8 protein-coding genes and 1 rRNA gene are annotated in these 10,301 nt (G+C 64.6%); 5 read left to right on the top strand and 4 right to left on the bottom strand.

Annotated features, from left to right (window positions below; all coding sequences use genetic code 11):
• Both rrf and ABIC51_RS34990 read left to right on the top strand, forming a co-directional pair.
• Window positions 1–84: ribosomal RNA gene (gene rrf / locus ABIC51_RS40945) — 5S ribosomal RNA — on the top strand; the annotation flags it as partial.
• A 550-nt stretch (window positions 85–634) separates the two neighbouring features.
• On the top strand, window positions 635–2,059 hold the full coding sequence (locus ABIC51_RS34990; protein WP_060083304.1) for an MFS transporter: 1,425 nt from the start codon (window positions 635–637) through the stop codon (window positions 2,057–2,059).
• Window positions 2,060–2,291: 232 nt separating this feature from the next.
• Here the strand turns inward: ABIC51_RS34990 and ABIC51_RS34985 are convergent, their stop codons facing one another.
• The 3 genes from ABIC51_RS34985 to ABIC51_RS34975 all read right to left on the bottom strand — a co-directional run bounded on the left by ABIC51_RS34985 (window position 2,292) and on the right by ABIC51_RS34975 (window position 5,745).
• Window positions 2,292–3,035, bottom strand: coding sequence for a 2OG-Fe(II) oxygenase (locus tag ABIC51_RS34985; RefSeq protein ID WP_175900967.1), 744 nt, complete (start codon window positions 3,033–3,035; stop codon window positions 2,292–2,294).
• 369 nt (window positions 3,036–3,404) lie between these two features.
• Entirely contained in the window at window positions 3,405–4,997 is a 1,593-nt protein-coding gene (locus tag ABIC51_RS34980) for an inorganic phosphate transporter (RefSeq protein ID WP_226129446.1), read from the bottom strand.
• A 175-nt stretch (window positions 4,998–5,172) separates the two neighbouring features.
• Entirely contained in the window at window positions 5,173–5,745 is a 573-nt protein-coding gene (locus ABIC51_RS34975) for a histidine phosphatase family protein (protein ID WP_027790523.1), read from the bottom strand.
• A gap of 220 nt (window positions 5,746–5,965) precedes the next feature.
• Between ABIC51_RS34975 and ABIC51_RS34970 the strand changes: the two genes are divergently transcribed.
• Together ABIC51_RS34970 and ABIC51_RS34965 are read left to right on the top strand one after the other, a co-directional pair.
• Window positions 5,966–6,175, top strand: a complete 210-nt coding sequence (locus tag ABIC51_RS34970) for a CbtB domain-containing protein (protein WP_006488502.1) — start codon at window positions 5,966–5,968, stop codon at window positions 6,173–6,175.
• A gap of 13 nt (window positions 6,176–6,188) precedes the next feature.
• Window positions 6,189–6,911: a CbtA family protein gene (locus ABIC51_RS34965; RefSeq protein ID WP_060206551.1), complete on the top strand. Its 723-nt coding sequence runs from the start codon at window positions 6,189–6,191 to the stop codon at window positions 6,909–6,911.
• 22 nt (window positions 6,912–6,933) lie between these two features.
• On the opposite strand, the gene ABIC51_RS34960 is transcribed toward ABIC51_RS34965, so the two are convergent.
• Entirely contained in the window at window positions 6,934–7,842 is a 909-nt protein-coding gene (locus tag ABIC51_RS34960) for a LysR family transcriptional regulator (protein ID WP_059697053.1), read from the bottom strand.
• 125 nt (window positions 7,843–7,967) lie between these two features.
• Between ABIC51_RS34960 and metE the strand changes: the two genes are divergently transcribed.
• Window positions 7,968–10,262, top strand: coding sequence for a 5-methyltetrahydropteroyltriglutamate--homocysteine S-methyltransferase (metE, locus tag ABIC51_RS34955; RefSeq protein ID WP_226129444.1), 2,295 nt, complete (start codon window positions 7,968–7,970; stop codon window positions 10,260–10,262).
• Window positions 10,263–10,301: the final 39 nt, after the last annotated feature.

Below are 10,301 nucleotides of genomic sequence, written 5' to 3'. Positions count from 1 at the left end.
CCTTCCCATCCCGAACAGGACCGTGAAACGACTCTACGCCGATGATAGTGCGGATTCCCGTGTGAAAGTAGGTAATCGTCAGGCTCCCTAAGCCAAGAACCCCTGCCCAAAAGGCGGGGGTTTTTGCATTTGAGCGGCGGAAATGCACGGCACAGGCCAAGCAATACTGCGACCGGAGCCGAGACGGCCGACGGTCGTGGATCAGGATCTGCCATCCCCGAGCAATCCGCCACCAAGCATCGTTGATATCCTCGGTACGTTCTCTGCGAACCACGCCGATCCACCTTCAGTTAGCGTCCGGTCGATGTCGATACATCCAGTGGCGATGTTTTGATGATCGATGATGCGCGACGTTCGTCGAAGATGGTCGATAAATGTCGCCTTCTGGCAAAATTCCCTGCTTCATCTGCCGGTCTTTCGACGAACCCTGTCGGCCTGATCGGCGTGCATCCTTCTACGAACGCACCACGAAATCGTCATAAAAATCTATGCGCATAAAGTCCGTTCGCACGGCATGCGCTGCAGAGCGGGGAGCAGGCCCTTCGGGGTAATATCGCCATTCGTCCCGATTCCCAGTGCTTTCAGGCGTCCGCTGGCGGTCGGTATCCTCCGTATTCCGTCTCTCGCACAGTTCATGACTGACAGCCCTGCCCAAGGTAGTCGGACGACCGACTTCTTGCCGTATCTCGTCGCCGCAACGTTCTTCATGGAGTACCTCGACACGACCGTGATCGCGACCGCGCTGCCGCAAATGGCGCGTTCGTTCGGTGTCGGTCCGAACGCGCTGAGCCTCGGGATGACCGCCTATATGCTCGCGTTGGCGGTGTTCATCCCGATCAGCGGCTGGATCGCGGACCGCTATGGATCGCGTACGGTATTCGCGAGTGCGATCGTCGTCTTTACCGGTGCGTCGGTGCTGTGCGGGCTGTCCGAAGGTGTCGTGACGTTCACGGCTGCACGGCTACTGCAGGGCGTCGGCGGGGCGATGATGGTGCCGGTCGGACGGATGATCGTCGTGCGCAGCACCGAGAAGGCGAAGCTGATGCGAGCGATCGCGACGATCACGTGGCCGGGCATCGTCGCGCCGGTCGTCGGGCCGCCGATCGGCGGCTTCATCACGACCTATGCGTCGTGGCGCTGGATCTTCCTGCTGAACGTCCCGTTCGGTATTGCCGCGCTCGTCTGTACCTGGCTGATCGTCCGGAACACGCGGGCTGACGAGCAACGGCCGCTCGACTGGGCTGGATTCGTGCTGGCCGGTGGTGCATTGACTTGTCTGTTGATCGGTACCGAAGCGGCCGGCCAGCAGGATGTGGACTTCACGCGCGCGGGCGTCCTGGTGGGGGCGAGCGTGCTGTTCGGCGCGGCCGCGTGGTGGCATGCGCGACGCTGCGCGCATCCGCTGCTCGACTTCACCACGCTGAAGGTGCCGACCTTCTCGGTGACGGTGATCTCCGGCTCGATCACGCGGATGGCGATCAACGCCGTGCCGTACCTGCTGCCGCTGTTGTTCCAGATCGGCTTCGGGTTGTCGCCGTTCCAGTCCGGCCTGTTGCTGCTCGCGAGTGCGCTCGGCAATCTGGGGATGAAGGCGGGAACGTCGTGGATTCTCGACCGATATGGTTTCCGGCGCGTTGCGCTCGTCGACGTGACAATTGTCGGCATCTTCACGATTGCGTGCGGCTGGCTGACCGCGTCGACGCCGCTGGCAATCACGCTGCTCGTCGTATTCGTCTACGGACTCACGCGGTCGATGCAGTTCACGACGCTCGCGACACTCGCCTATGCGGATATCCCGGCGCATCAGACGAGTGCAGCCAGCACGCTGTGGAGTGCCGCACAGCAGATGACGATCGGGATGGGGATCGCGTTCGGTGCATTGTCGCTGCGGCTCGCAGCGTTGGTGCGCGGCGATGCCGCCGGCATGCATTACGTGCTCGACGATTTCCGCTGGGCATTCGTCGCGGCCGGCGTGCTCGCGCTACTGACGTTGCCGGGTTATGCCCGGCTGGCTTCCGATGCAGGCGATCGGCTGCGGGCGAGTGTGGCGCGAGGGTAGGTCGAACGACGCATCCAATTTGCACCGCGATAGGTGAGCGCGACTGTTTTTCGTCGCTCACCCGAAACGTCGATCCGTTGTGGTGGTTGCGATGGCCTGACGGTCAGCGCAGTCGGCCCTTTGTCGCTGCTGCGGGCGTGCGGGCAGTAGCGTAGCGCGGTGCTCCCCGCGTGAAACAGAAATCATCCGCGTGACGAACGTCGGGACGGCGCCACGCTCGTCCTCGCTGCCGTCACTGCGCGTCATGAAAGATGATGCCGACCGTGTGGCGGTGGCCACTGCGAATCCGGCTCACGCCGTGGCGCAGGTTGACGCGATAGACGCCGCGCGTCCCCTGCACGGGTCTGCCATGCACGGCGAAGATCACCGCGTCGCCTTGCATCAGCGGCACCACTTCCGCCCGTGATTGCATGCGTGGCCGCTGTTCCGTCAACACGAATTCCCCGCCCGTGAAATCGCGGCCCGGCGCCGACAGCAGGATCGCGACCTGCAGCGGAAACACGTGCTCGCCATAAAGATCCTGATGGAGACAGTTGTAGTCGTCGGGACCGTATTGCAGGATCAGCGGCGTCGGTCGCGTTTGCCCCGCCGCCCGGCAGCGATCGAGGAATGTCGTGTGGTCGTTCGGATAGCGGACGTCGATTCCGAGTGCCTGGTTCCAGCGATTCGCGATGGGTGCGAGATGCGGGTAGATTGTCGTGCGAAGCTCGGCAATGACCGCGGGCAGCGGGTACGCGAAATACTTGTATTCGCCGCGGCCGAATCCGTGCCGCGCCATCACGACGCGTGAACGATAAAGCGCATCCCGTGGATAGAGCGACGCGAGCGCATCGCATTCGTTCGTCGAAATCAGGCCTGGCACAGGCGCGCATCCATAGCGATCGAGCTCGGCGCCGACAGTCGGCCAGTCGATGGCGTCGACGCGTTGTGCGATGTCCGTCGATTCGATGGCAGGCTGCAGATCGGCGATGTTCACGGGCGTCCCTTGGTTCGTCAGCGATGTGGCGCCGAGCCGTGCGGAATGCCCGGAAGCATTGCGTGCACGGTTGGAGCCACGAAGAAAGTTGATGAGCCCAGTCTAGCGACGTTCGTGTGCAGACGCGCTCTAGATCTTGCGCTTCAATTCGGAAGCAAGAGGGAAAGGCACAGGACGCGCACGGACACATCGAAGGCGGCGACGTATCAGTGCGGAGAAGCGAAGAAGCGAAGAAGCGAAGAAGCGAAGAAGCGAAGAAGCGAAGAAGCGAAGAAGCGAAGAAGCGAAGAAGCGAAGAAGCGAAGAAGCGAGCGGCGAATCTTCCACGCCAGGCGGCCGGCTCACACCGGCCACCCGTCGCAACGTGAATCAAGCCACCGACCGGAACAACCAGTAGAGCCCGCCGGCAAGCGCGATCGACGCCGGCAGCGTCAGCACCCACGCGAGCACGAGGCTGCGCACCGTGCTCCACTGCAGCCCGGAGCCGTTCGCCGCCATCGTCCCCGCGACCCCCGACGACAGCACGTGTGTCGTCGACACGGGCAATCCGTACACGTCGGCGGCGCCGATCGTCAGCATCGCGACGAGTTCGGCCGATGCGCCTTGTCCGTACGTCAGATGCTGCTTGCCGATTTTCTCGCCGACGGTCACGACGATCCGCTTCCAGCCGACCATCGTGCCGAGGCCCAGCGCGATCGCGACGGCAACCTTCACCCACGTCGGAATGAATTTGGTCGCGTGGTCGAGCTGCTTGTGATAGTTGTCGATCGCCAGCTTGTCGTCGGCCGCGAACGCGGGCTGACCCGACTTCTCGATCAGGCGGATTGCTTCGGATACCAGATACATCGTGTTGCGCACGTTGTCGACGTCGCGCTGCGGCACGGCTGCCATCGAGCCCGACGTGCCGACCGCGGTCGCGAGCGACGTCGACAACTGCTGGACGGCCGGCAGCACCGCGGGCGTCAGTTCGCGATGCTGCACGTAGCGCTCGACGTCGGCACGCGGGTTCGCGGACGGCGCGACGCCGTTCGTGTACTTCCCGAACGTCGCGGCCGCCTGGTTCGCGACCGCCACGAAGGTCTGCGTCTCGGCCGGCGTGACGGCCTTGTTCAGCGCATAGGCGGTCGGCACCGTGCCGATCAGGATCAGCATGATGAGCCCCATCCCTTTCTGCCCGTCGTTCGACCCGTGCGCAAACGACACGCCCGTGCAGGTCAAGATCAGCAGGCAGCGAATCCAGAACGGCGGCGGCTGGTCTTTCGGCGGCTCCTTGTACAACTCCGGAACTCGCACGAGCGTCTTCAGCACGAGCAGCAGCAGCGCTGCGCACAGAAAGCCGACCATCGGCGAGAACAGCAGCGACTTGCCGACACCGAGCGCCTGGCCCCAGTCGACGCCGCTCGTGCCGGACGGCCCGTGCATCAGCTGGTTCATCAGCCCCACACCGATGATCGAACCGATCAGCGTATGCGAACTCGAAGACGGCAACCCGAAATACCAGGTCGCGAGGTTCCACATGATGGCGGCGATCAGCAGCGCGAACACCATCGCGAAGCCCGCGCCGCTGCCGACCTGCAGGATCAGCTCGACCGGCAGCAACTGCAGGATGCCGAAGGCAACGGCACCGCTCGAGACCATCACGCCGAGGAAGTTCCACATGCCGGACCAGATCACCGCGACGTTCGGCGTCAGCGAGTGCGTATAGATCACGGTGGCGACCGCGTTCGCGGTGTCGTGGAAGCCGTTGACGAATTCGAAGCCGAGCGCGATCAGCAGCGCCGCGCCGAGCAGCAGGTACGGGAACAGCTTGCCTTCGCGGATCGGCGACAGATCGTCGATCAGGTGCGTGGCGATATAGAGCGCGCCGAGCGCCAGCACCAGCAGGAAGACGGCATAGCCGACCTGTCTGGTGCGTTCGACGGAGCCCGGGTTGTTCGGTGCGGACGAAGCAGGTTGATTCATGACGCCATCTCGTGAGGGAACCGCGTCCGATCCTATCTGCGGCCAGCAGTCAGTTTGATGACAGTCGGGACCACGAACGGCGTGTCTTGCCGACGTGTAAGGCGATTGAAGGCGTGTATGCGCAACGTGACGTGCCGGCCCGCATCGTCGTCCACATAGTGAGCGCAATGGCGCTCTACGCGTTGCGGTCCGCGCTCAACGTCCATCCGTTCGGTGACGCAACAAGCGTCGTGCAGGACAGCGGCGCGACGTCGATGCGGGCCGCTGCCTTCGAATCCATCCGCCGCACATGGGCGATGGCCGCGCGGACGATTGGCGCATGCGTGATTGCGACGATGTCGCGATCTTGCCGCAGCCCGTTCAACCATGTGCCGACGCGGTGCATGGCGGCTTCGAACGATTCACCGCCGTGCGGCGACGCCGACGGGTCTGCGATCCACGCATCCAGTTCGTCCGGCAAGTCGCGTGCGAGGTCGTGCAGGCGCTGGCCTCGCCAGTTGCCGTAATCGATGTCGCGCAGTGCGTCGTCGATGTCGACATGAAGTCCGAGCGCATCGGCGGTCTGCCGCGCGCAGCATGCGGGGCTGCACAGCAGGAGCGCGCCGGCGGTACCTGCCCACCGGCCGCGTAGCGCAGCGGCTTCGGCGAGCCCGCGTGTATCGAGCGGATCGTCGTCGGGAAACGCGCCGGTGCGCATCGCCCGGGTCGATGCGTGTGCGATCAGGCGCAGCGAGGTAGGCATGTTCATGTCGGTTTTCGGATGATCCGGGACGGGCGCACGTGTTCGCCTGGCACCGCTTCAATACGCGAACATTCGCGCGTACAATTCGCCCGATACGAAGCGCGGAAGCCGGTGCAAGCCCGGCGCGGTCGCGCCACTGTAACCGGTGATCGATGATCCCGGAAGCCAGACCTGCCTTCGTACCCATCCAACATTTGTCGGGGCGCGATTCCCCTGAGGTGCATCCATGAGCGAAGCAGTGCTGAAGCCGGCGGTCGTGCCGGCGCCCATTCCCGTCCGTGAACTGTTGCCGTGGGCCGTGTTCGTCGGCCTGATCCTGTTGCTCGCGCTTTATTTCGTCGGCGCGGAACAAGGTGCGACGTCGCTCGTGCCGGGCATGTACGTCCACGAATTCGTCCACGACGGCCGCCACCTGCTCGGCTTCCCCTGCCACTGACGCGGAGTTCACGATGGTCGGAAAGCTGCTCATGCGCGGGATGCTCGCAGGCATCGCCGCAGGCCTCCTCACGTTCGGTTTCGCGAAGGTCGTCGGCGAACCGCAAGTCGATCAGGCAATCTCCTTTGAAGAAAAAACCGACGCCGCCAAGGGCGACGCACCGGAGCCGGAGCTGGTCAGCCGCCACACGCAGGCCGGCCTCGGCTTGCTGACGGGCGTCGTGACCTATGGCGCGGCATTCGGCGGGCTGTTCTCGCTGGTCTTCGCGTATGCCTACGGGCGAGGCAGCCGCCTCCCGGCCCGTCCGCTGGCCGCGTGGCTCGCGCTGGCGGCGTTCATCGCGCTCGTGATCGTGCCGAACCTCAAGTACCCGGCCAATCCGCCGTCGGTCGGCGACCCCGACACGATCGGCTATCGCACGGGCCTGTTCTTCCTGATGATCGCGATTTCCGTCGCGACGATGGTGTTCTCGGTCAGCGTGCGCCGCCATCTGCTGGCGAAGCTCGGCCAGTGGAACGCGTCGATCGTCGCCGGGCTCGTGTTCGTCGCGATCATCGCGGCCGTGCAGATCGGGTTGCCGTCTGTCAGCGAGTTGCCGGCCGATTTCCCGGCGGCCTTGCTGTGGAAGTTCCGCGTGGCGGCCATCGGCATGCAGGTGATCATGTGGACGACGATCGGCCTGCTGTTCGGCGCATGGGTCGAGCGCGGCGAGCGCATCGGCATGCGCGCCGCCTGACGCGCACGGCAACGGGGCACGCCTAGCGCAGCATGCGTGGCGCGCTCCCCGTCGATTCGCGCGCCAGCGCGACGAACGCGGCCAGATAGTCGATCGATGCGTCCGCTTCGCGGATGCCGAGGAAGATCTGCTTCGCGATCCCCTTCTTGCCGAGCTTGACCGGCACGACCGGCATCCGGTCGGCGTATTCGTCGGCAAGCCATCTCGGCAGCGCGGCCACGCCGCGCTCGCTCGCCACCATCTGCAGCATGATGTCGGTCGTCTCGATCGACTTGTGCCGCCTCGGCACGATGCCGGCCGGCGTCAGGAACTGGTTGTAGATGTCGAGCCGGTCGGTTTCGACCGGATAGGTGATCAGGATCTCGTCGGTCAGCTGTTCGGGCGTCACGTAATCGGCGTTCGCGAACCGGTGCGAATCGGCGACCACCAGCACCTGCTCGTAGTCGAACACGGGGTCGAAGCGCAGGCCCGGCTTGTTCAGCGGATCGGGCGTCACGAGCACGTCGATGTCATGGCCGAACAGGGCGCCGATGCCGCCGAACTGGAAGCGCTGCTTCACGTCCACGTCGACGTCGGGCCAGCGCGACAGGTACGGCGACACGACCTTCAGCAGCCACTGGTAGCACGGGTGGCACTCCATCCCGATGCGCAGCGTGCCGCGCTCGCCCTTCGCGTACTGCTTCATCCGCTCCTCGGCGAGCTCGAACTGCGGCAGCAGCCGGTTCGCCAGCTTCAGCAGATACTGCCCGCCCTGGGTGAGCCGCAGGCCGCGGCCCTCCCGGTCCCAGATCGGCGTGCCGAGCTGCTGCTCGATTTTCCGGACGGTGTGGCTGAGTGCCGATTGCGTGAGGTGCAGCGCGTGGGCGGCCGCGGTCAGTGAGCCCTGGCGCTCGACTTCACGGATTACGACGAGATGGAATCGTTCCAGCATGGATATCGCTCGTGCAACGGATACATGAACAGATTTAATGGATGAATGAAATAATGCCATTTTATTTCATGGAATGAAATCCCTATGATGGCTGCCGGATCTTCACTTCTTCTGGACGGCAGCTCATGGTCACGACACACAACCTCGGTTTCCCGCGCATCGGTGCGAAGCGCGAACTCAAGTTCGGTCTCGAACGCTACTGGAAGGGCGAATCGTCGCGTGACGAACTGAAGGCGCTCGGCGCCGAGCTGCGCAAGCGTCACTGGAACGACCAGCGCGACCTGGACCTGGCCCCGATCGGCGACTTCGCGTTCTACGATCAGGTGCTCGACATGAGCTTCACGCTCGGCAACCTGCCGAAGCGCGTGCAGGGTTTCCACGGCGATGTGCTCGACAACTATTTCCGCGTCGCGCGCGGCCGTTCGGCGCAGTCGGCGGACGAGCATGCGGCGTGCTGCGGTGGGGTCTCCGCCGGTGAAATGACGAAGTGGTTCGATACGAACTACCACTACATCGTGCCGGAATTCCACGCGGACACGAACTTCTCGCTCGACCCGTCGCGCCTGCTCCAGCAACTGGCGGAAGCGCAGGCGCAGGGCGTGGCCGCGAAGCCGGTCATCCTCGGCCCCGTCACGTACCTGTGGCTCGGCAAGGCGAAGGACGATTCCGACCGCCTCGCGCTGCTGCCGAAGCTGCTGCCCGTGTACGGCGCGCTGCTCGACACGCTGACCGCGCAGGGCGTCGAATGGGTGCAGATCGACGAACCGATTTTCGTCACCGAACTCGACGCCGAGTGGCGTCAGGCATTGCGCACCGCCTATGCGGCGCTGGAAACGCGCCGCATCAAGCTGCTGCTCGCTACCTACTTCGGCCAGCTTCAGGACAACCTGGCGCTCGCGAGTTCGCTGCCGGTCGACGGCCTGCATGTCGATGCGATCAATGCACGCGACGAAGTCGACGCGCTGGTGCGTGAACTGCCGGCCGAGCGCGTGCTGTCGGTTGGCGCGATCAACGGCCGCAACATCTGGAAGACGGACCTGAACGCGACGCTCGACTGGCTCGAGCCGCTCGCGAAGCAACTGGGCGATCGCCTGTGGCTCGCCCCGTCGTGCTCGCTGCTGCACGTGCCGGTCGATCTCGCGAGCGAGGAGAAGCTCGATGCGGAAATCCGCTCGTGGCTCGCGTTCGCGCTGCAGAAGCTCGACGAGCTGAAGGTGCTCGCGACCGCGCTGAACGAAGGCCGCGACAAGGTGGCCGATGCACTGACCGCGAACGCTGCCGCGATCCATTCGCGCCGCCACTCGCCGCGCGTGCACAACCCGGCGGTGAAGGCCGCGATCGCCGGCATCGACGCGCAGCTGGGCAACCGCGTGAGCCCCTACACGCAGCGTGCGTCGAAGCAGTCGGCACGCCTGAAGCTGCCGGCGTTCCCGACGACGACGATCGGCTCGTTCCCGCAGACCGGCGAAATCCGTCACGCGCGCAGCCAGTTCAAGGCCGGTGCGCTGGACGATGCGGGCTACCGGGCCGCGATGCAGGCTGAAATCGAACGCAGCGTGCGCGAGCAGGAAGCACTGGAACTCGACGTGCTGGTGCACGGCGAAGCCGAGCGCAACGACATGGTCGAATACTTCGGCGAGCAGCTCGACGGCTACGCGTTCAGCCAGTTCGGCTGGGTGCAGTCGTACGGTTCGCGCTGCGTGAAGCCGCCGATCCTGTTCGGCGACATCAGCCGCCCGAAGGCGATGACGGTCGAATGGATCACGTATGCGCAGTCGCTGACGAACAAGCCGATGAAGGGCATGCTGACCGGCCCCGTGACGATCCTGAACTGGTCGTTCGTGCGCGACGACCAGCCGCGCTCGGTGTCGTGCTACCAGCTCGCGCTGGCGATCCGCGAGGAAGTGCTCGATCTCGAGAAGGCCGGCGTGCGCGTGATCCAGATCGACGAGGCCGCCCTGCGCGAAGGGTTGCCGCTGCGCCGCGCGCAATGGGGCGCGTACCTGAAGTGGGCGGTCGAGTCGTTCCGCATCACCGCGAACGGCGTGCAGGACGACACGCAGATCCATACGCACATGTGCTATTCGGAGTTCAACGACATCATCGCGTCGATCGCCGACATGGATGCGGACGTGATCACGATCGAGACCTCGCGCTCGGACATGGAGCTGCTCGACGCGTTCGACGACTTCAAGTATCCGAACGAGATCGGGCCGGGCGTGTACGACATTCACTCGCCGAACATCCCGACGCAGGAACATATCGTCGGCCTGATGAGGAAGGCGGCGGAACGGATTCCGGCGGAGCGTCTGTGGGTCAATCCGGACTGCGGGCTGAAGACGCGCCAGTGGGCGGAAGTGATTCCGGCGCTGACGAACATGGTCGCTGCCGCGAAGACGCTGCGCAGCCAGGTGCAATAACGCAGCGAGCGCTGCACGCCGCCGTTGCGATCGAAGATC

Source organism: Burkholderia sp. 572 (genome assembly GCF_040545135.1).
GTDB classification, from domain to species: Bacteria; Pseudomonadota; Gammaproteobacteria; order Burkholderiales; family Burkholderiaceae; genus Burkholderia; species Burkholderia cepacia.
The sequence above is the reverse complement of the archived record's forward strand: the minus strand, read 5'-3'. Positions and strand labels throughout refer to the sequence as shown.